Genomic DNA, 21,401 nt, shown 5'->3' with positions numbered 1-21,401 from the left:
CTAGAGGCTGGGAGCCTGCCAGAGTCGCCGAACAACAGGCGAATCAAAACAGACAACCAACCTCTATCCGAGTCGTTATTAGCGACGCAGACCCAGACGACCGATCAGGGCGCTGTAACGGCTAACGTCCTTACCTTTCAGGTAATCCAGCAGCTTGCGACGCTGGTTTACCATACGGATCAGACCACGACGGGAGTGGTGATCTTTACCGTTGGCCTTGAAGTGGCCTTGCAGTTTGTTGATGTTGGCGGTCAGCAGTGCAACTTGCACTTCTGGCGAACCAGTGTCACCAACAGCTTGCTGGTAGTCGGTTACGATCTGAGCTTTTTCTTCAACGCTGAGTGCCATGTGGGCAATCCTTTAATCAGGAAACCGCTCCGAAGAGACGATTTCAACAGGCCGAGAGCAAACTCTCGTATTAAAAGGGAGGAATGACCGTGCCTGTTAACAGCCATCCTCATACCTCCCAGCCAGGAAACCCTGACCGAGCGGGTCCGGTCATTCTGACCGAATCAAGCGACGTGGCGCGATCCGCCCGTCTTCGCTCACTTCACCAATACCGATGAAGCGACCATTGTGATCCTGCACCCGAACCATGCCGAACTGCGGCGCATCCGGTGCTCTTACGGGTTGACCATGCAACCAGTAAAACGAACTGTGTTCCGAAAACTGTAATACCGGCCAGTGCTGCAAGCCGCTATCAGAAGGCATCAGGAAACGATCGACTGCCTCATTACCGCCTTCAGCGTGTACCGCCTCCAACTCTTCCAGCGTGACCGTCTGTGCCAGACTGAAAGGACCTGCCTGAGTCCGGCGCAGCTGAGCGACGTAAGCACCGCAGCCCAGTTTCTCACCGATGTCCTCAACCAGGGTACGTATATATGTACCTTTGGTGCAATCGACCGAGAGGCGCGCGGTATCGGCGTCACAATCGAGCAATTCCAGGCGCGCAATAGTAACAGAACGAGGCTCGCGCTCCACTACTTCCCCGGCCCGAGCCAGCTTGTAGAGTGGCTGGCCATCACGCTTGAGCGCGGAGTACATCGGCGGTATCTGACTGATTTCACCGCGAAAATGCGGCAGCGCGGCCTCGATATCGGCACGACCAACGGTCACCGCCCGGGTTTGCAAAACCTCACCTTCGGCATCGCCGGTGGTGGTGGTCTTACCCAGTTGCGCAACAGTCTCGTAGGATTTGTCCGAATCGAGCAGGTATTGTGAGAACTTGGTCGCCTCGCCAAAACACAATGGCAGCACGCCACTGGCCAGTGGATCGAGGCTACCGGTGTGCCCCGCCTTTTCGGCGTTGAGCAACCAACGAACCTTCTGCAAGGCGGCGTTGGAAGTAAAGCCCAGCGGCTTGTCGAGCAGAATGATCCCGCTGACGTTGCGGCGTATACGCTTGACCTGAGCCACCCTTTACTCCTCGGTGCTATCTGGCTTGGCGCTTTGCGGCGCATCGCCTGAATGCTGACCGTCTTCGGCAACAGCACGCTCGATCAACGCCGACAGGTGCGCGCCACGCACGACGCTTTCGTCGTAGTGGAAGTGCAATTGCGGAACGCTGCGCAGCTTCATTTCACGAGCCAGCTGCATACGCAGGAAACCTGCGGCGGCGTTTAGCACCTTGATGGTCTGAGCGATTTCTTCAGCGCTGTCCTGACCCATCACGGTCATGAAAATCTTGGCGTGACCAACATCGCGGCTGACATCAACCGCTGTGATGGTGACCAGGCCGACGCGTGGATCTTTGATTTCGCGACGGATCAGTTGAGCCAGCTCGCGCTGCATCTGATCGCCAATGCGTTGGGTACGGCTATATTCTTTTGCCATGGTTTTGCTACCTGATACTGACCGGGGACGAAACCCTCGCGGTCTGAAAGCGGCAAACGCCCGGCCTGACAGAAGTCGGACCGGGCGTTGCGTGTTGAGCCCATGACAGGGGCTGCGGCATTTTCATGCTACGACCTGCCATGGCTCCTATAGCTCGCGACTTAAAGGCTGCGAGCCACTTGGACCTTCTCGAAGACTTCGATCTTGTCACCGACTTTGACGTCGTTGTAGCTCTTGACGCCAATACCACATTCCATGCCGGCACGAACTTCGGAAGCGTCATCCTTGAAGCGACGCAGGGATTCCAGCTCGCCTTCGAAGATAACGATATCTTCACGCAGTACGCGGATTGGACGGTTACGGTGCACAACACCTTCGATAACCATACAGCCAGCAATTGCACCGAATTTCGGCGAACGGAACACGTCGCGGACTTCGGCAACACCCAGGATATTCTCCCGGACGTCGCTGCCAAGCATACCGGTAAGGGCTTTCTTGACGTCTTCGATGATGTCGTAGATCACGTTGTAGTAACGCATATCCAGACCTTCCTGCTCGACGATTCTGCGAGCGCCAGCATCGGCACGCACGTTGAAACCGAACAGTACAGCGTTGGAAGCCAGCGCCAGGTTAGCGTCGCTCTCGGTGATACCACCGACACCGCCACCGACCACACGCACTTGCACTTCGTCGTTACCCAGGCCGTTCAATGCGCCCTGCAGAGCTTCCAGGGAACCACGGACATCAGATTTGAGGACGATGTTAAGCGTCTTCTTCTCTTCCTGACCCATGTTCTCGAAGATGTTCTCCAGCTTGCCAGCGTGGGCACGGGCCAGTTTGACTTCGCGGAACTTGCCTTGACGGAACAGAGCCACTTCACGGGCTTTCTTCTCGTCAGCAACAACGCTCATCTCGTCGCCAGCGTCCGGTGTACCGTCCAGGCCGAGAATTTCGACTGGAATGGCTGGACCTGCTTCCTTGATTGGCTTGCCGTTCTCGTCGAGCATGGCGCGAACGCGGCCGTAGTTCGAACCGACCAGCACCATGTCGCCTTGACGCAGCGTACCGTCCTGAACCAGAACGGTCGCAACCGGGCCGCGGCCCTTGTCGAGACGGGATTCAACGACAACACCGCGACCTGGGGCCGAAGGTGTAGCTGTCAGTTCCAGAACTTCAGCCTGCAACAGAACGGCTTCAAGCAGTTCGTCGACGCCGGTACCCATCTTCGCGGAGACCGAAACGAACGGCGTTTCACCGCCCCACTCTTCAGACGTCACACCGTGAACCGACAACTCGCTACGGATGCGATCGAGATCGGCGCCCGGCTTGTCGATCTTGTTCACTGCAACAACCAGAGGAACACCAGCAGCCTTGGCGTGCTGTACTGCCTCGATGGTCTGCGGCATAACGCCGTCGTCCGCCGCGACAACCAGAATCACGATGTCAGTCGCCTTGGCACCACGAGCACGCATCGCGGTAAACGCGGCGTGGCCCGGGGTATCGAGGAAAGTGACCATGCCGCGTTCGGTTTCAACGTGGTATGCACCGATGTGCTGAGTGATGCCGCCGGCTTCGCCCGCTGCAACCTTGGCACGACGGATGTAGTCGAGCAGGGAAGTCTTACCGTGGTCAACGTGGCCCATTACGGTCACAACCGGCGCACGGGAGAAGGTTTCACCTTCAAACTTCAACGACTCTGCCAGGGAATCTTCCAGAGCGGTGTCGCTTACCAGCGTAACTTTGTGGCCCAGTTCTTCAGCAACCAGTTGGGCAGTTTCCTGATCCAGTACCTGGTTGATGGTGGCTGGAGTACCCAGCTTGAACATGAACTTGATGATCTCAGCTGCCTTGACCGACATTTGTTGTGCCAGGTCGCCGACAGAGATGGTCTCACCGATTTTCACGTCACGAACCAGAGGACCTGTTGGGCTCTGGAAACCGTGAGCATTACGCTTCTTCAGTTTGGCCTTGCCACGACCGCCGCGACGGAAGCCATCGCTTTCTTCGTCGGTAGTGCGAGGCGCCACGCGTGGTGCCGGTGCTTTTTCTTTTACAGAAGCACGATGCGGGGCGTTCTTGCGATCGCCGTCGCCGCCACGTGCATTTCTGTCGTCGCTGCGCGGTTTGTCCGGGCGGCGCTGTTCGTCTCGCTTGCGAGCTTCTGCCGGAGCAGGGGCTGGCGCGGCAACCGGCGCTTCGTGCGCTGGCTGCTGAGCGGCTGGAGCAGGGGCTGCCGGAGCGGCCACGGCTTCAGAAGCAGCATTCGCGGGAGCAGAAGGCTGGTTGCGCGCTTCTTCTTCAGCGCGACGCTTGGCTTCTTCTTCAGCCTTTTGACGTGCAGCATTTTCTACCGCACGACGCTCGTCCAGCTCACGCTTACGCTCGGCTTCGATTTCTTCCGGGCTACGCTGTACGAATACTTTTTTCTTGCGTACTTCAACACTGATGCTTTTGCTGCCAGCAACACGCAGGGTGCTGGTAGTTTTACGCTGCAGCGTAATCTTGCGTGGTTCTTCCACTTTCGCCTTGTGACTGCTCTTCAAGTGAGTCAGCAAAGATTGCTTCTCACTGTCAGTCACATGTTCTTCGGCGGCGGTGTGCGGCAGACCTGCCTCACGCATCTGCTGCAACAGGCGCTCTACCGGTGTTTTGACCTCATCGGCCAGTTGTTTCACCGTGACTTGCGTCATGCACTTCTCTCCTCAGGCCGCGCCTAATTACTCGAACCAGTGGGCTCGGGCGGCCATGATCAACTTGCCGGCACGAATATCGTCGATGCCGTCGATGTCGAGCAGATCGTCAATAGACTGCTCGGCCAGGTCTTCGCGGGTAACTACGCCGCGCACCGCCAGTTCCATCGCCAAATCCTTGTCCATACCCTCAAGTGAGAGCAGGTCTTCGGCCGGATGGGCGTCTGCCAGCTTTTCCTCTGTAGCGATGGCTTTGGTCAACAAACGATCCTTGGCCCGAGCGCGAAGCTCGTTGACGGTTTCCTCGTCAAAGCCGTCGATGTTGAGCATCTCCTCCACCGGTACGTAGGCAATCTCTTCCAGGCTGGTGAAGCCTTCATCAACCAGCACCTGCGCCAGATCTTCGTCGACTTCCAGCTCTTCGATGAAGTTGCGCAGAATGTCACCGGTCTCTGCTTGCTGCTTGGCCTGGATGTCCGATTCGGTCATGACGTTCAGGGTCCAACCGGTCAACTGGCTGGCCAGACGCACGTTCTGACCGCCGCGACCAATGGCCTGAGCCAGGTTGTCGGCACCGACCGCGATATCCATGGCATGGGCATCTTCATCAACGATGATTGCCGCAACTTCCGCCGGGGACATCGCATTGATAACGAACTGAGCCGGATTGTCGTCCCAGAGGACAATATCCACTCGCTCGCCACCCAGTTCGCCCGAAACAGCCTGAACTCGCGAACCGCGCATGCCGATGCAGGCGCCTTGTGGGTCGATTCGTTTGTCCTTGGAGCGAACAGCGATTTTTGCACGCGAACCCGGGTCACGAGAGGCAGCCATCACCTCAATCAGACCTTCGGCAATTTCCGGCACTTCAATGCGGAAAAGCTCGATCAGCATCTCTGGCGCTGTACGCGACAGGATCAGCTGAGGGCCACGGTTTTCAGTACGAATTTCCTTCAGCAGGGCCCGCAAACGGACACCTACGCGGAAGGTTTCGCGGGAAATAATGTCTTCACGGGCCAGCAACGCTTCAGCATTGTTACCCAAGTCAACGATCACGTTGTCACGGGTAACTTTCTTGACGGTACCGGAGATGATCTCGCCCAGACGCTCGCGATACGCATCAACAACCTGCGCGCGCTCAGCTTCGCGAACCTTCTGCACAATGACTTGCTTGGCGGTTTGCGCAGCGATACGACCAAATTCGATAGATTCGATTTTTTCTTCGATCAGATCGCCCGCTACAGCACCCGGGCGCTTCTCTTGAGCCTGATCAACTGCCAACTCGTAAGCCGGATCGTCCAGGTCTTCGTCTTCGACAACAGTCCAGCGGCGGAACGTCTCGTAGTTACCCGTCTGACGATTGATTTCTACACGCAGCTCAACTTCATCTTCAAAGCGTTTTTTAGTCGCGGTGGCCAGAGCCAACTCAAGCGCCTCAAAAATCACTCCTGCCGGGACGCCCTTTTCATTGGACACCGACTCAACAACCAGCAGTACTTCTTTGCTCATCGTACGCCTCGCCTTTCGCAAGCCATTGGATCCGCGGGATCCGCAGTATTTGGCACGTATCAGTCAAACGTGGGAATAATGTTGGCCTTGTCGATCATATCGATCGGCAGCAGGAACTCATGGTCTTCAACCTGCACCACAATGTCCTGCTCTTCTACACCGCGTAGAAGGCCCTGAAAGTTGCGTCGGCCTTCGAAAGGCGAGCGCAGCTTGATCTTCACTTGTTCACCGGCAAATTTTGCGAACTGCTCAAGAGTGAACAGTGGGCGTTCCATGCCAGGCGAGGAAACTTCAAGGGTGTATTCAACGGAAATCGGATCTTCAACGTCCAGGACACCGCTGATCTGACGGCTGACGATGGCGCAATCGTCCACCAGCACGCCGCCCTCTTTATCGATATAAACGCGCAACATTGAGTGGCGACCTTGAGCCGAAAACTCAATACCCCAGCATTCATAGCCTAGGGCCACGACCACCGGGGCCAGCAAGGCCTGCAGCTCTTCTAGCTTGCTCGACACCTGAACCCCCTCGTGCATGTATGTGCATGCTATGCAAAATAAAAAAATGGGCGAAACGCCCATCCTTGAAACGCCGTCGAACAGCGGCGTTGAAAGTATCCAGCTAACAAAAAGCCCCTTAAAAGGGGCTCCTTAAACTGGTTGCGGGGGCCGGATTTGAACCGACGACCTTCGGGTTATGAGCCCGACGAGCTACCAGACTGCTCCACCCCGCGACAAAGCTGGGGCGGAAGTATACGACTGATCCCTTGCAGGGTCAATGTAACCTTCCACCTACAAGAAAGCCCGCAACAGCGGGCTCTCCTGATAATTGGTACCGAGAAGGGGACTCGAACCCCTACACCCTATGGGCACAACCACCTCAAGGTTGCGTGTCTACCAATTCCACCACCTCGGCAATACAACTCTTTGGCAGCCTCAAACATCACTGCCTGTTGAAACCTTACTTCTGCTCTGGAGCTTGAGGTACGTCAGCAGGAACTACTGCTGGCTTTTGCGCTTCGAGCACCGGAACATCATCTGCTGCCGGTTTTTGCTTCACTTCCATGACCGCTGGATCTGGCAAACCTGCTTGAGTCAGCCCATGAGCTTTCTCTTTAGCATAGTAACCTAACCCCAAGCTGGTTATGAAAAAAGCTGCGGCGAGTATACCAGTAAACTTACTAAGAAAGGTAGAGGAACCTTGGCTTCCGAATACAGTATTTGATGCACCTGCTCCGAAAGACGCACCAGCGTCCGCACCCTTACCCTGCTGCAGCAATACCAGAGCAACAACGCCCAGAGCGGCCAACAGATGAAAAACGACTACGACTGTTTCCAGCATTTTTTCAGTTTCCCGCGGCGCGACAGATCGCACCGAACTCAGCTGCATTCAGGGAGGCACCACCAATGAGGCCCCCATCGATATCCGGCATGCCGAACAGTTCGACCGCATTGGCCGCCTTCACGCTGCCGCCATAAAGAAGTCGCACGCCTTGTGCGACCTCAGCATTCTCTTTCGCCAACTGCGCACGTATAGCTGCGTGCACGTCCTGCGCCTGTTGAGGCGAAGCAGTCAATCCGGTACCAATGGCCCAGACAGGCTCGTAAGCGATTACTGCATTTACGAAGGCTTCGATACCCAGCTCTACGATGATGCTATCGAGCTGCTGCCCGACAACTTCAAGCGTTTTACCAGCTTCACGCTCTTCAAGGGTTTCACCAATGCACAGTACCGGCGTAAGGCCGCTTGCCTGAGCTGCAGCGAACTTGCGAATCAGCGCATCATCGCTTTCGCCCATGATCAGGCGACGCTCCGAATGCCCAACAAGCACCAGCTTGCAACCTGCATCGGCCAGTTGAACGGGAGATATCTCACCGGTCAACGCACCCTGCTCCGCCTGGTGCGCACAATCCTGCGCACCTACAGAAATCGATTTGCCCTGCAAACCATCAACCACAAGGTTGATGTGCAGACTCGACGGAAACACCGCCACATCAACACCGCCAGGGAGAACCTGATTACCAAGGCCCTCGATCAGCTCAGCGACGCTGGCGCGGGTACCGTGCATCTTCCAGTTACCAGCTACCATAGGGCGACGCATGCTGTACCTCGTCGGTCAAAGTGGGCGCAGATGTTACCCAACACTTTCAACACTGGCAAGCCGAAATCAGGCGCAAACTTCGCTTACCAGCTTCGCCAGCTCCTCGGCATAGCCGCGGACCTGATCTTCATCCTCACCTTCCACCATTACACGAACCAACGGCTCGGTGCCTGATTTGCGCAACAGCACCCGACCACGACCCGCCATTGCAAGCGTTACACGCTCGCAAGCTTCCTGCACAGCAGGATGAGTCACCGGATCAACGCCACCGGAAAACCGGACATTGATCAGCACCTGCGGACACTTGCGCAGCGCCTGACGGGCCTGAGCAAGGCTTTCACCACTGCGACGCAGTGCGAGCAGCACCTGAAGCGCCGCAATGATCGCATCACCCGTAGTGGTGTGCTGGAAGCAGACAACATGACCGGAGTTCTCTCCACCGACCTGCCAGTTACGCTCCAGAAGCTCGGCAATGACGTAGCGATCCCCCACATTGGCGCGGACAAACGGGATATCGAGATCAGCCAAAGCCAACTCAAGACCCAGATTGCTCATCAACGTGCCGACGACACCGCCCTGCAGACGACCACGCGCATGAAGATCGCGAGCAATGATAAACAGCAACTCATCACCATCAACTACAGCGCCGGTGTGATCAACCATCAGTACCCGGTCACCATCACCGTCAAAACCGATGCCGAGATCAGCATGCCCGGCGAGAACCGCAGCCTGTAGCGCACCCATATGGGTAGAGCCGCAGTTTTCATTGATGTTCAAACCGTCAGGCTGCGCTGACAGCACAGTCACTTGCGCACCCAATTCGCGAAAGACATTGGGCGCCACTTTGTAGGTCGCGCCGTGAGCACAGTCGATGACCAGCTTCAGGCCAGCGAAATCGGTGCTGGTCGGGACGCTGCTTTTACAAAACTCTATATAGCGACCGGCCGCGTCGTTGATACGCGAAACCTTGCCGAGCTTCTCCGATTCGACCACGGTCATCGGAGTATCCATCAACTCTTCGATCATGAGCTCAATCTCGTCAGGCAACTTGGTGCCCTGACCCGAGAAGAACTTGATCCCGTTGTCGTAGTGCGGATTGTGCGATGCGCTGATCACAATGCCCGCTTCTGCGTGGAACGTACGCGTCAGATAGGCAATGGCAGGCGTTGGCATCGGGCCCAGCAGCATCACATCTGCACCGGCAGCGGAAAGTCCGGCCTCGAGCGCAGATTCGAACATGTAGCCAGAGATACGCGTGTCTTTTCCGACCAGAATGCGGCAGGCACCAAGACGACGGAAGGCCATCCCTGCCGCCCAGCCCAGCTTGAGCATGAATTCGGGAGTGATGGGGAATTGCCCGACTCGACCGCGGATACCGTCGGTTCCGAAATATTTTTTTGTAGTCATGAGTGCTCCGTGTTCTTACTTCGCCGCTTCAACGGCGGCAATCATGCGCACAACATCAACCGTTTCGGCGACGTCGTGAACACGCAAAATTTTTGCACCCTTGGTCATGGCCAGCGCAGCAAGCGCCAGACCACCATAGAGGCGCTCACCCACCGGACGACCCAACGCGGCCCCGATCATGCTCTTGCGCGATACACCGACCAACAACGGTCGCCCCAGCGCATGCAGCTCCTGCATATGCTTGAAGAGACTTAAATTATGGTCGAGGCTTTTCGCAAAGCCAAAGCCAGGATCAAGAATAATCCGCTCGTGGGGAATGCCTGCTGCGGCGCATTGCTGCATGCGCTCACGCAGGAAGGCACCGACCTCAGCCAGCAGGTTTTCGTATTGTGGATTGTCCTGCATGTCTCCAGGCTCGCCAAGCATGTGCATCAGACACACAGGCAGTCCGGTCGCTGCGGCGGCCTTTAGCGCACCCTCTCGACGCAACGAGCGAACGTCATTGATGAGCCCTGCACCGAGGCGGGCTGCCTCAGTGATGACTGCAGGAGTCGAGGTATCAACCGAGATGATGACATCGAGCTCGCGACTCAACGCTTCAACGACTGGTGCCACGCGCTCAAGCTCTTCTGAAGAAGTGACTGCCCGCGCGCCAGGACGAGTTGACTCGCCGCCAACATCAATCAGGGTCGCGCCTGCCGCGACCATCGCTTCTGCATGGCGCAAGGCGGCATCCAGCTGCGTGTAGCGACCGCCGTCAGAGAAGGAGTCTGGAGTGGCATTGAGAATACCCATCACGTGCGTGTGGGCTAAATCAAGAACCCGGTTGCCGCAAGGCAACCGGGTTGGGTACAGCGCAGAAGTCATGTCAGACCTTAGTGTTCAGCAGCTGGGCCGCCAATCGGGGCTTCCGGACGAACATCCGGAGGAGTTGCCGGCGTACTTGGAGTACCCGAACCACCTTCCCAATCGCGCGGCTCACGCGGAATACGGCCAGCCATAATATCGTCGATCTGCTCGGCATCAATCGTTTCATACTTCATCAACGCATCAGCCATCGCGTCGAGCTTCTCACGATTGTCGGTGAGGATCTGCTTCGCGGTGCCATAGCACTGATCAATGATGCTGCGAACTTCCGAATCGATCAGGCGAGCCGTGTCAGCCGACAGACCACTGCTCGGGCCACCGCCACCACGCCCCAGATAACCCTGGTCTTCATCTTCACCGTACAGCAGCGGGCCCAGCTTCTCGGACAAGCCCCACTTGGTCACCATGTTCCGCGCAATCTGACTTGCGCGCATGATGTCATTGGATGCACCAGTTGTTACGCCATCAAAGCCCAAGGTCATTTCTTCAGCAATCCGACCACCATACAGCGAACAGATCTGGCTGATGAGCGCACGCTTGGACAAGCTGTAACGATCTTCCTCTGGCAGGAACATCGTCACACCCAGCGCACGGCCGCGAGGAATGATCGACACTTTGTAGACCGGGTCATGCTCAGGCACAACACGACCAACGATTGCGTGACCCGCTTCATGGTAAGCAGTATTGCGCTTCTCTTTCTCGGACATGACCATGGATTTGCGCTCGGCACCCATCATGATCTTGTCTTTGGCGAGCTCGAACTCTTTCATCTCGACAATGCGCTTGCCGGTACGAGCCGCAAACAGAGAGGCCTCGTTGACCAGGTTGGCGAGGTCGGCGCCGGAGAAGCCCGGTGTACCACGAGCAATAACACCCGCATTGACGTCGTCGCCCATCGGCACTTTACGCATGTGGACTTTGAGAATCTGCTCACGACCACGAATGTCTGGTAGACCAACCACAACCTGGCGGTCAAACCGGCCTGGACGCAGCAGAGCCGGGTCCAATACATCCGGACGGTTGGTTGCGGCGATGACGATGATGCCGTCATTCATCTCGAAACCATCCATCTCTACCAGCAACTGGTTGAGGGTCTGCTCACGCTCATCATGACCACCGCCCATGCCAGCGCCACGATGACGGCCGACGGCGTCAATTTCGTCGATGAAGATGATGCAGGGAGCGTGTTTCTTGGCTTGCTCGAACATGTCACGGACGCGGCTCGCGCCGACACCTACGAACATCTCAACAAAGTCAGAACCGGAAATGGTGAAGAACGGTACTTTGGCTTCGCCAGCAATCGCCTTGGCTAGCAAGGTTTTACCGGTACCGGGTGGACCCACCATCAGGACACCACGAGGAATTCGCCCCCCCAGGCGCTGGAACTTGCCCGGATCGCGGAGGAACTCAACAAGCTCGCCGACCTCTTCCTTGGCTTCGTCGCAACCAGCAACGTCCGCAAGGGTAGTCTTGACCTGATCTTCAGAGAGCAGGCGCGCCTTGCTCTTGCCGAAACTCATCGGCCCGCCCTTGCCTCCAGCGCCACCTTGCATCTGACGCATGAAGAACATGAACACGGCAATGATCACCAGGATCGGGAAGCTCGCAACCAGCAGCTGAGTCCAGATGCTCTGCTGCTCAGGCTGTTTGCCTTCGACAACAACGTTGTTATCAACCAGGTCGCCGATCAGGCCATTGTCCTGAATTGCCGGACGGATGGTCTTGAAATTGTCGCCATCGGTGCGCTTGCCCGTAATGACGTAGCCATCGACAGCAACTTTCTCGACCTTGCCATCCTTGACCTGCTGGATGAACTCAGAGTAGTTGAGGGTCTGCGGCTCGTTCGGGCTGGAGAAGTTGTTCATCACCGTCACAAGGACAGCCGCGATGATCAACCACAGGATCAAATTCTTTGCCATATCGTTCAATTAGCTACCCTCTGAAGCAAGCTCCACGCTGGAGCGTGCCTCGCATGATATTCACCGGCCTAACTTACTACAGATGTTACAGATGTGGCAGGCGCCGTCTGTAACCCTTTGTGAAACTTTGACTACACGATGCTCGGTGATGCTGCATCGACAAGGCCATTTAAAAAAATCTATCGCTCACTATCAGAAACGCTCGATGCTCTCCGAGCCATCAATGCCCTTGAAGCCGCGCCCCAGCAGATATTGCTCACGGGAGCGATCACGGGACGACAAAGGCTTGCGCATCTGCACCTTGTCGAACAGTTTCCGGATGTCCTTGTGGTAGGTATCGAAGCCTTCACCCTGGAAGACCTTGATCAAAAAATCACCACCTGGACGCAAAACCCGGCCGGCAAGGTCGAGTGCCAACTCGCAAAGAAACATTGCTCGCGGCATATCAACAGCGCTCAATCCACTCATATTGGGGGCCATATCGGAAATCACAAGGTCCACTTGCGTATTACCAACGGCTTCCAGGATCTGAGCCAGCACCGCGTCCTCTGTAAAATCGCCCTGAATAAAGGTCACATCCGGGATGCTGTCCATTTCAAGGATATCGGACGCAATCAGGCGGCCCTGACCACCAATCAGACGACTGGTCACCTGCGACCAGCCACCAGGGGCCGCGCCAAGGTCGATTACGGTCATGCCAGGACGGATGATTTTGTCCTTTTCCTGGATCTCCAGCAGTTTGTAGCTAGCACGTGAACGATAGCCGTCCTTTTGCGCCATTTTGACGTATTTGTCGTCGAAGTGTTCTTTGAGCCAGTTATGGCTTGTCTTGGAACGGGCCACGGGGCACCTCAAAAATAAACGAGTCGTGATTAAGTGGGCGGTCCCGGACTCGCTCGGGTAAACTGGCCGCCGCTTTTTACAAGATCAGACGCAGGGGTCAGATTATGCCGCTCACTCAAGAGCAGAAGAAACAGTACAAATCCATTGGCCACCATCTGAAACCGGTATTGATCGTGGCGGACAATGGTTTGACTGAAGGTGTGTTAGCCGAACTGGAACGCGCATTGAGCGATCACGAGCTGATCAAGATCAAGCTCAATATCCTCGACCGCGAAAGCCGTCTGCAGACCATTGCAGAATTGTGCAAGGCTGGTACCGCGGATCTCGTGCAGGTCATCGGCAAAATGGCGCTGATCTATCGCAAGAATCCGAAGGTTAACAAACAGCTTTCAAACGTACACCGCGCACACTGATAAAACGAAGCCAGGGCCGCATCAGCGTGCCCTGTTGCCTCTTCCCGGCACGGGCTGCAAAACCAACAGCAAGCCTGCCAGACCTAGAAACAGATAACTCATCAACAGCCAGTGCACCGCATCGGGCAACCAATGCCTGAGACCGTAGAAGCTGATCGCAGAAAACAATGCGACCAGCAGCAACCGCCCTCGCACATCCCGCCAAATACTCGAAGCGCGCTCGATCCTGATCAGCACCGCCATCTGCATCATTGCGCACAATCCTGCAAAACCGACCAGCAATGCGCCAGGAATGCCAACAAAGCCGTGGATCAGCAACGGTATCAGACCTGTCTGGTCCAACACCGTCAGGATCGCCAGATGCAACAACACCAGGCCGCCCACCCAAAAGGTCTGGGTAAGCTGCCAAATCGATGCGCCCGCCAGAAACGGGCGACTCGAGTTAAATGTGGCGAACTTCAACGATCTCGTACTCGATCACGCCACCTGGGGTCTTCACCGAAACCACATCACCCTCTTCCTTGGCAATCAAGGCGCGAGCCAAGGGTGAGCCAACCGAGATCTTACCGAGCTTGAAGTCAGCCTCATCCTCACCAACGATGTGGTAGGTGACGCGATCATCCGTCTCGACGTTAGCGATTTCCACGGTAACGCCGAAAATCACTTTGCCGGTATGAGGGATGGACGTGACATCAATGATGACCTGATTCTGAATCCGGCCTTCAATATCACGAATCCGCGCCTCAACCATACCTTGCTGCTCACGAGCTGCGTGGTACTCGGCATTTTCCTTCAGATCCCCCAGCTCACGGGCCGTACCAATGTCCTGGCTTAGCTTGGGACGCACGACCTTGGTGAGGTGAGCATGTTCTTCTTCCAGGGCCTTGGCGCCCTGGACCGTCATTGGATATTTGATCATGCCTTCAATCCTGCATGTAGATCCTGCAAGCGACGCACGGTTTTTTCAGGACCGAACTTGAGCGCTTCGCAGATAGCTTCGCCAGCAGCAATCGTGGTGGTGCAATAGATCTTGTGCTGCAAGGCATTACGACGAATGGAATAGGAATCAGCGATCGACTGACGCCCTTCCGTAGTGTTGATAATCAGGGTGACTTCGTCATTCTTGATCATGTCGACAACGTGTGGACGACCTTCAGTCACCTTGTTCACACGACGGACCTTCAAGCCTGCATCTTCAATCAGTTTCGCGGTGCCGGCAGTGGCAACGATTTCGAAGCCCAGGCTGATCAGGTCGCGAGCAACCCCGGCTACCAGCGGCTTATCGTCATCACGAACGCTGATGAAGGCAGTGCCACCTGTGGGCAGCACTTCGCTTGCACCCATCTGAGCCTTGGCGAACGCTTCACCGAAGGTATCGCCGACGCCCATGACTTCGCCTGTGGATTTCATCTCAGGGCCAAGGATCGGATCAACCCCAGGGAATTTGGCGAATGGGAACACCGCCTCTTTCACGCTGTAGAAGTTCGGGATGATTTCCTTGGTGAAGTTGAGCTCTTTCAGGGTTTTGCCTGCCATGACGCGCGCCGCGATCATTGCCAGGGAAACACCGATGCACTTGGAAACGAACGGCACGGTACGCGAGGCACGCGGGTTCACTTCGATCACGTAGATGTCTTCGCCCTGCAAGGCTAGCTGCACGTTCATCAGGCCAACCACGCCCAATTCGAGAGCCATCTTCTTGACCTGCTCACGCATCTCGTCCTGGATGTGCGCCGGCAGCGAGTACGGCGGCAGCGAGCAAGCGGAGTCACCGGAGTGAACGCCAGCCTGTTCGATGTGCTGCATGATCGCGCCGATCACGACATCAGTGCCGTCGCAAACAGCATCCACATCCATTTCGATAGCGCAGTTCAGGAAGTGGTCAAGCAGCACCGGGCTGTCGTTGGACACTTTCACCGCGTCGCGCAGGTAGCGCTTGAGCTCTTCTTCTTCGTATACGATTTCCATCGCCCGGCCGCCCAACACGTAGGAAGGACGAACCACCAGCGGGTAACCAATCTTGCCAGCAGCGCGAATGGCTTCGTCTTCACTGCGAACAGTGGCGTTCGGTGGCTGACGCAGGTTCAGACGCTCAACCATTTGCTGGAAGCGTTCACGGTCTTCTGCACGGTCGATTGCGTCAGGGCTGGTGCCGATGATCGGTACGCCAGCTTCTTCCAGGGCGCGAGCCAGTTTCAAAGGGGTCTGACCGCCGTACTGGACGATCACACCTTTTGGCTTCTCGACGCGGACGATTTCCAGCACGTCTTCCAGTGTTACGGATTCGAAGTACAGACGATCCGAGGTGTCGTAGTCGGTGGACACGGTTTCCGGGTTGCAGTTGACCATGATGGTCTCGTACCCGTCTTCGCGCAGAGCGAGAGCCGCGTGCACACAGCAGTAGTCGAACTCGATACCCTGGCCGATACGGTTTGGACCGCCGCCCAGGATGATGATCTTGTCACGATCCGACGGATTGGCTTCGCACTCCTCCTCGTAGGTGGAGTACATGTAAGCGGTGTCGGTGGCGAACTCGGCAGCGCAAGTGTCAACGCGCTTGTAGACCGGGAACACTTCAAGCTTGTGGCGATGACGACGCAGGTTCTTCTCGGTGACGCCCAGCAGCTTGGCCAGACGCGCATCGGAGAAGCCCTTGCGCTTGAGGCGATACATCAGATCGCGGTCAATGGTCGCCAGACCCAGGGTCTTGATCTTCTCTTCGTCCTTGATCAGATCTTCGATCTGAACCAGGAACCAAGGGTCGATCATGTTCATGGCGAAGATTTCTTCGACAGTCATGCCAGCGCGGAATGCATCAGCGACGTACCAGATACGCTCGGCACCTGGAACGGTCAGCTCACGCTTGAGTACGCTCATGCTTTCCGGGTTGCTCAGGTCCAGCTTTGGATCCAGACCGCTAACGCCGACTTCCAGACCGCGCAGGGCTTTCTGCAAGGATTCCTGGAAGGTGCGGCCGATAGCCATGACTTCGCCAACCGACTTCATCTGAGTGGTCAGACGCGCGTCAGCCTTGGAGAACTTCTCGAACGCGAAACGTGGCAGCTTGGTGACGACGTAGTCGATCGAAGGCTCGAAGGACGCCGGAGTCTTGCCGCCGGTGATTTCGTTTTGCAGCTCGTCCAGGGTGTAACCGATGGCCAGCTTGGCGGCGACGCGAGCGATCGGGAAGCCGGTCGCTTTCGAGGCCAGTGCCGAGGAACGCGATACACGCGGGTTCATCTCGATCACGACCATACGGCCAGTGTCCGGGCAGATGCCGAACTGAACGTTGGAACCGCCGGTTTCAACACCGATTTCACGCAGTACCGCCAAAGAGGCGTTACGCATGATCTGGTATTCCTTGTCGGTCAGCGTTTGGGCTGGCGCAACAGTGATGGAGTCGCCGGTGTGCACACCCATCGGGTCGAAGTTTTCGATGGAGCAGACGATGATGCAGTTGTCCTTTTTATCGCGGACAACTTCCATTTCGTACTCTTTCCAGCCGATCAGGGATTCGTCGATCAGCAATTCCTTGGTCGGAGACAAGTCCAGACCACGGGTGCAGATTTCTTCGAACTCTTCACGGTTGTAAGCAATACCGCCACCGGTGCCGCCCATGGTGAACGACGGACGAATGATGCACGGGAAGCCGAGCTTTTCCAGAACCGCGTAGGACTCTTCCATGGAGTGGGCAATACCCGAACGCGGGCAGTCCAGACCGATGGATTTCATCGCCTTGTCGAAGCGCGAACGGTCTTCAGCCTTATCGATGGTGTCGGCATTGGCACCGATCATCTCAACGCCGAACTTCTCCAGAACGCCTTCGCGCTCCAGATCCAGTGCGCAGTTCAGTGCAGTCTGGCCACCCATGGTTGGCAGAAGTGCATCAGGACGTTCTTTTTCGATGATCTTGGCAACGGTCTGCCACTTGATCGGCTCGATGTACGTCGCGTCCGCCATGGACGGGTCAGTCATGATCGTCGCTGGGTTGGAGTTCACCAGAATGACGCGATAACCCTCTTCGCGCAGGGCTTTACAGGCCTGGGCACCGGAGTAGTCGAATTCACAGGCCTGACCGATCACGATAGGACCGGCGCCGAGAATCAGGATGCTTTTTATGTCTGTACGTTTTGGCATGGGTTGTCACTCAAATCCGTAGGTCAGTCGGCAAGCCGTCTTGAATTTCTCTGCAGTGCCGGGCGGTCTTCGCCGAACGTTGTTCAGGTCCGGCCCGGCAGCTGCGCATTACATTCTCAAGGCAACCGCTCAGCGTCGCTTGGCCATGGTTTCGATAAAGCGATCAAACAGCGGAGCCACATCGGTAGGGCCCGGACTTGCTTCAGGGTGACCCTGGAAGCTGAAGGCGTCCTTGTCGGTGCGCTCGATGCCTTGCAGGCTACCGTCGAACAACGACTTGTGGATGGCGCGAACGTTGCCGGGCAAAGTCGCTTCATCGACTGCGAAGCCGTGGTTCTGGCTGGTGATCATCACGACGCCAGTGTCCAGATCCTGAACCGGGTGGTTGGCACCGTGGTGGCCGTGACCCATTTTTACTGTCTTGGCACCGGAAGCCAGGGCCAGCAACTGGTGACCCAGGCAGATACCGAATACCGGAATATCAGTTTCCAGTACTTCCTTGATGGCCTTGATCGCGTAGTCGCAAGGCTCAGGGTCGCCAGGTCCGTTAGACAGGAACACGCCGTCCGGCTTGAGCGCCAGGACCTCGCTCGCTGGCGTCTGAGCTGGCACCACGGTGATGCGGCAGCCACGCTCAACCAGCATGCGCAGGATGTTGACCTTGACGCCGTAGTCGTAGGCAACAACATGGTACTTCAGGTCGCTAGCCGGGATTTCCGGGCAGCTGTCAGTCTTGAGTGACCAGACGCTGGAACGCCATTCGTAGCTTTCCTTGACGCTGACGACTTTCGCCAGGTCCATACCCTTCAGGCCCGGGAAACCGCGCGCTGCTGCGATTGCCGCTTCTTCAGTAATATCGTCACCGGCCATGATGCAGCCGTTCTGAGCGCCTTTCTCACGCAGGATGCGGGTCAGGCGACGGGTGTCGATACCGGCGATCGCTACCACGCCATTGGCTTTCAGGTAATCGCCAAGGGACATCTTGTTGCGCCAGTTGCTGGCAACCAGCGGCAGGTCACGGATGACCAGGCCAGCAGACCAGACGCGGTCAGATTCAGCATCTTCCGGCGTGGTGCCGGTGTTGCCGATGTGCGGGTAAGTCAGAGTTACGATTTGCTGGGCATAGGAAGGATCGGTAAGGATTTCCTGATAGCCTGTCATGGCAGTGTTAAACACTACCTCGCCAACGGTTTGACCGTCGGCTCCAATGGCTTCGCCGCGAAAAATGCTGCCATCAGCAAGGGCGAGTATGGCTGGCTTAGTCAAGAAGACCTCCCGTAAGTAAAGCCTGAAAGGGCGTTCGCAGGTTGCAAAAAAGCGGAATGACGTAGTTACGTCACCCCGCTTTCTTATGGAATCATCTGCGCGCTTTTAGTGGACACACTAAAGCTGTAGCTTACAGAAAAAGGCTATTTTGGTCTACCGCCAATGAGGCAAAAAGACGGGGGATTGCGACAGAAGTTCCCTCGAGCGGGAAATAGAAGGCGCAAACCCTGCTGTTGACGGGTTGCGCCTCTGCTGCATGATCAGGCGATCAATGCAGTTCAAGCACGTCCTGCATGTCGTACAAGCCTGCCTCGCGACCCTCAAGCCACAACGCAGCACGAACCGCGCCCTTGGCGAAGGTCATGCGGCTGGATGCCTTGTGCGTGATCTCGACACGCTCACCCTCTGCGGCGAACAGTACGGTGTGATCACCTACTACATCGCCAGCCCGAATAGTCGCAAAGCCGATGGTCTGGCGATCACGCGCGCCGGTCTGACCCTCACGACCATAAACCGCGACCTTCTCAAGATCACGACCCAAGGCATTCGCAACCACTTCACCCAAACGCAAGGCAGTGCCCGAAGGCGCATCAACTTTGTGCCGGTGGTGAGCTTCGATGATTTCGATATCCACATCATCACCCAGCACGCGCGCAGCGGTATCAAGCAACTTCAGGCAAAGGTTAAGACCCACGCTGAAATTGGCAGCAAAGACGATTGGAATGTCTTTGCCCGCTTCGGCGATGCGCAGCTTCTCTTCAGCACTGAAACCGGTCGTGCCGATAATCATGGCTTTGCCGGCCTTGCGGCAGAACGCCAGATTTTTCAGCGTCACTGAAGGATGCGTGAAGTCGATCAGCACATCGAACTCATCGACCACTTTGGCCAGATCACCCGACAAAGGCACACCGATGCGACCCAGTGCAGCCAGCTCGCCTGCGTCTGCACCCACCAGCGTGCTATCCGGACGATCGATCGCCGCCGTCAAACCCGCGCCTGGCGCTTGCTGAACGGCTTCGATCAAGATTTTGCCCATGCGCCCAGCGGCGCCCATCACAGCAATACGTCGCATATTCTGCTCCCGTTAAAGCGTTACAGATCGCCGAAGAAACGCTTCACACCGTCGAACCAACCCGTGGCTTTCGGTGAGTGAGAGCTATCACCCTCAAGCGTTGAGCGGAACTCTTCCAGCAGTTCGCGCTGACGGCGACCCAGATTGACCGGTGTCTCTACGGCCACACGGCACATCAAGTCACCCGCACCGCCGCCACGTACCGGAGCAACGCCTTTGCCACGCAGACGGAATTGCTTGCCGGTCTGCGTACCCTCAGGAATCTTCAGTTTCACGCGACCATCGAGGGTTGGCACTTCAAGCTCGCCGCCCAAGGCAGCGTCAGTGAAGCTGATCGGCACTTCGCAGAACAGATGCTTGCCATCGCGCTGGAAAATCGCGTGCTCACGAACATTGATCACGACGTACAGGTCGCCAGTCGGCCCACCCTGAGTGCCCGCTTCACCCTCACCCGACAGACGAATGCGGTCACCAGTATCAACACCAGGCGGCACTTTGACGGACAGGGTTTTGTATTCTTCAACACGACCTTCGCCGTGGCAGGAATCGCACGGGTCGGAAATGATTTTGCCGTGGCCATGGCAACGCGGGCAGGTTTGCTGCACCGAGAAGAAGCCTTGCTGCATACGAACCTGACCGATACCGCCACACGTAGGGCAGGTCACCGGCGATGAGCCCTTCTTGGCACCGGAACCGTCGCACGGTTTGCAGTTGACCAATGTCGGAACGCGGATGTTGACCGTCGTACCGCGCACAGCCTCTTCGAGATTCAGTTCCAGGGTGTAACGCAGATCACTACCGCGCTGTGCGCCGCCACGTCCACCACCACCGCCGCGACCGCCACCGAAGAAGTCGCTGAACACGTCGCCGAAAATGTCGGAGAAATTCGCACCGCCTGCGCCACCACCGAAACCGCCACCGCCCATGCTCGGATCAACACCGGCATGACCGTACTGGTCGTAAGACGCACGCTTGCTGGCATCGGAAAGAACTTCGTAGGCCTCGTTGGCCTCCTTGAACAGCTCTTCAGACGCTTTATCGTCAGGATTGCGATCAGGGTGATGCTTCATCGCCAGACGACGATAAGCCTTCTTCAGATCTGCTTCGCTGGAGCCTCGCTCCACCCCCAATACTTCGTAATAGTCACGCTTTGCCATAATTCTTCCGCACTCTTGAGGACGTCCGGCAAAACCCTCCTGAGCCTTGCCAAACTCGTTGAGCCCCATACAGGCCCGGACCCAACTCACGTCAATTCAACGATCCTGGTTTCTATTTCAACGGCCAGACAGACCGAGAAAGCGGCAGAACAAGCCGCCATGCAGGAGCATAACGGCCTTGCCACAT

General features: G+C 56.7%; 19 protein-coding genes and 2 tRNA genes. 1 reads left to right on the top strand and 20 read right to left on the bottom strand.

The genetic code is table 11. From position 1 onward, the window contains the following. Positions 1-78: 78 nt before the first annotated feature. The 14 genes from rpsO to rlmE all read right to left on the bottom strand — a co-directional run bounded on the left by rpsO (position 79) and on the right by rlmE (position 13,169). Complete coding sequence (gene rpsO / locus IV01_RS23905) at positions 79-348, bottom strand: 30S ribosomal protein S15 (RefSeq protein ID WP_002555121.1); 270 nt, start codon at positions 346-348, stop codon at positions 79-81. 150 nt (positions 349-498) lie between these two features. Next, entirely contained in the window at positions 499-1,416 is a 918-nt protein-coding gene (gene truB / locus IV01_RS23910) for a tRNA pseudouridine(55) synthase TruB (RefSeq protein ID WP_032624965.1), read from the bottom strand. 3 nt (positions 1,417-1,419) lie between these two features. Continuing rightward, the gene (gene rbfA, locus IV01_RS23915; protein WP_032624964.1) at positions 1,420-1,833 is read right to left on the bottom strand and encodes a 30S ribosome-binding factor RbfA; all 414 of its coding nucleotides are present in this window, start codon (positions 1,831-1,833) and stop codon (positions 1,420-1,422) included. A 161-nt stretch (positions 1,834-1,994) separates the two neighbouring features. Further along, positions 1,995-4,523 carry a translation initiation factor IF-2 gene (gene infB, locus IV01_RS23920; protein ID WP_032624963.1) on the bottom strand — a complete coding sequence of 843 codons (2,529 nt, stop codon included), beginning with the start codon at positions 4,521-4,523 and terminating at the stop codon, positions 1,995-1,997. A gap of 27 nt (positions 4,524-4,550) precedes the next feature. Further along, positions 4,551-6,032 carry a transcription termination factor NusA gene (gene nusA, locus IV01_RS23925; RefSeq protein ID WP_032624962.1) on the bottom strand — a complete coding sequence of 494 codons (1,482 nt, stop codon included), beginning with the start codon at positions 6,030-6,032 and terminating at the stop codon, positions 4,551-4,553. Between the two features lie 59 nt (positions 6,033-6,091). Continuing rightward, entirely contained in the window at positions 6,092-6,550 is a 459-nt protein-coding gene (rimP, locus tag IV01_RS23930) for a ribosome maturation factor RimP (RefSeq protein WP_032625028.1), read from the bottom strand. 138 nt (positions 6,551-6,688) lie between these two features. After that, a tRNA-Met gene (locus IV01_RS23935) sits at positions 6,689-6,765 on the bottom strand. 96 nt (positions 6,766-6,861) lie between these two features. Then, a tRNA-Leu gene (locus IV01_RS23940) sits at positions 6,862-6,947 on the bottom strand. Between the two features lie 45 nt (positions 6,948-6,992). After that, positions 6,993-7,373, bottom strand: a complete 381-nt coding sequence (gene secG, locus IV01_RS23945) for a preprotein translocase subunit SecG (protein ID WP_032624961.1) — start codon at positions 7,371-7,373, stop codon at positions 6,993-6,995. A gap of 4 nt (positions 7,374-7,377) precedes the next feature. Then, positions 7,378-8,133 carry a triose-phosphate isomerase gene (tpiA, locus tag IV01_RS23950; RefSeq protein ID WP_032624960.1) on the bottom strand — a complete coding sequence of 252 codons (756 nt, stop codon included), beginning with the start codon at positions 8,131-8,133 and terminating at the stop codon, positions 7,378-7,380. A 66-nt stretch (positions 8,134-8,199) separates the two neighbouring features. Further along, positions 8,200-9,540, bottom strand: a complete 1,341-nt coding sequence (gene glmM, locus IV01_RS23955; RefSeq protein WP_032624959.1) for a phosphoglucosamine mutase — start codon at positions 9,538-9,540, stop codon at positions 8,200-8,202. A gap of 15 nt (positions 9,541-9,555) precedes the next feature. After that, positions 9,556-10,407: a dihydropteroate synthase gene (gene folP / locus IV01_RS23960; RefSeq protein ID WP_032624958.1), complete on the bottom strand. Its 852-nt coding sequence runs from the start codon at positions 10,405-10,407 to the stop codon at positions 9,556-9,558. A gap of 8 nt (positions 10,408-10,415) precedes the next feature. Continuing rightward, complete coding sequence (ftsH, locus tag IV01_RS23965) at positions 10,416-12,326, bottom strand: ATP-dependent zinc metalloprotease FtsH (protein ID WP_032624957.1); 1,911 nt, start codon at positions 12,324-12,326, stop codon at positions 10,416-10,418. 192 nt (positions 12,327-12,518) lie between these two features. Further along, positions 12,519-13,169 (bottom strand): 23S rRNA (uridine(2552)-2'-O)-methyltransferase RlmE, encoded by a 651-nt coding sequence (gene rlmE, locus IV01_RS23970; protein ID WP_032624956.1) that lies wholly within the window; start codon positions 13,167-13,169, stop codon positions 12,519-12,521. A 104-nt stretch (positions 13,170-13,273) separates the two neighbouring features. Here rlmE and IV01_RS23975 point away from each other — a divergent pair, with 104 nt between their 5' ends. Then, on the top strand, positions 13,274-13,582 hold the full coding sequence (locus tag IV01_RS23975; RefSeq protein ID WP_032624955.1) for a YhbY family RNA-binding protein: 309 nt from the start codon (positions 13,274-13,276) through the stop codon (positions 13,580-13,582). A gap of 21 nt (positions 13,583-13,603) precedes the next feature. Here the strand turns inward: IV01_RS23975 and IV01_RS23980 are convergent, their stop codons facing one another. From IV01_RS23980 to dnaJ, 6 genes are all read right to left on the bottom strand, one after another. Further along, complete coding sequence (locus IV01_RS23980) at positions 13,604-14,044, bottom strand: hypothetical protein (RefSeq protein WP_032624954.1); 441 nt, start codon at positions 14,042-14,044, stop codon at positions 13,604-13,606. After that, a complete protein-coding gene (gene greA, locus IV01_RS23985) occupies positions 14,025-14,501 on the bottom strand; it encodes a transcription elongation factor GreA (protein ID WP_032624953.1) in 477 nt (158 codons plus the stop codon). Before greA ends, IV01_RS23980 begins: the two co-directional genes overlap by 20 nt. Continuing rightward, positions 14,498-17,719, bottom strand: coding sequence for a carbamoyl-phosphate synthase large subunit (gene carB, locus IV01_RS23990; RefSeq protein WP_032624951.1), 3,222 nt, complete (start codon positions 17,717-17,719; stop codon positions 14,498-14,500). The genes greA and carB overlap by 4 nt, the downstream gene beginning before the upstream one ends. Positions 17,720-17,848: 129 nt before the next feature. Further along, positions 17,849-18,985, bottom strand: a complete 1,137-nt coding sequence (gene carA, locus IV01_RS23995; RefSeq protein WP_032624950.1) for a glutamine-hydrolyzing carbamoyl-phosphate synthase small subunit — start codon at positions 18,983-18,985, stop codon at positions 17,849-17,851. Between the two features lie 268 nt (positions 18,986-19,253). Next, on the bottom strand, positions 19,254-20,057 hold the full coding sequence (gene dapB, locus IV01_RS24000) for a 4-hydroxy-tetrahydrodipicolinate reductase (RefSeq protein ID WP_032624948.1): 804 nt from the start codon (positions 20,055-20,057) through the stop codon (positions 19,254-19,256). A gap of 20 nt (positions 20,058-20,077) precedes the next feature. Then, positions 20,078-21,214, bottom strand: coding sequence for a molecular chaperone DnaJ (gene dnaJ, locus IV01_RS24005; RefSeq protein ID WP_032624947.1), 1,137 nt, complete (start codon positions 21,212-21,214; stop codon positions 20,078-20,080). Positions 21,215-21,401 lie beyond the last annotated feature (187 nt).

It is taken from the genome of Pseudomonas syringae, assembly GCF_000737245.1.
GTDB classification, from domain to species: domain Bacteria; phylum Pseudomonadota; class Gammaproteobacteria; order Pseudomonadales; family Pseudomonadaceae; genus Aquipseudomonas; species Aquipseudomonas syringae_J.
This window is presented reverse-complemented; position numbering and strand designations above follow the sequence as displayed.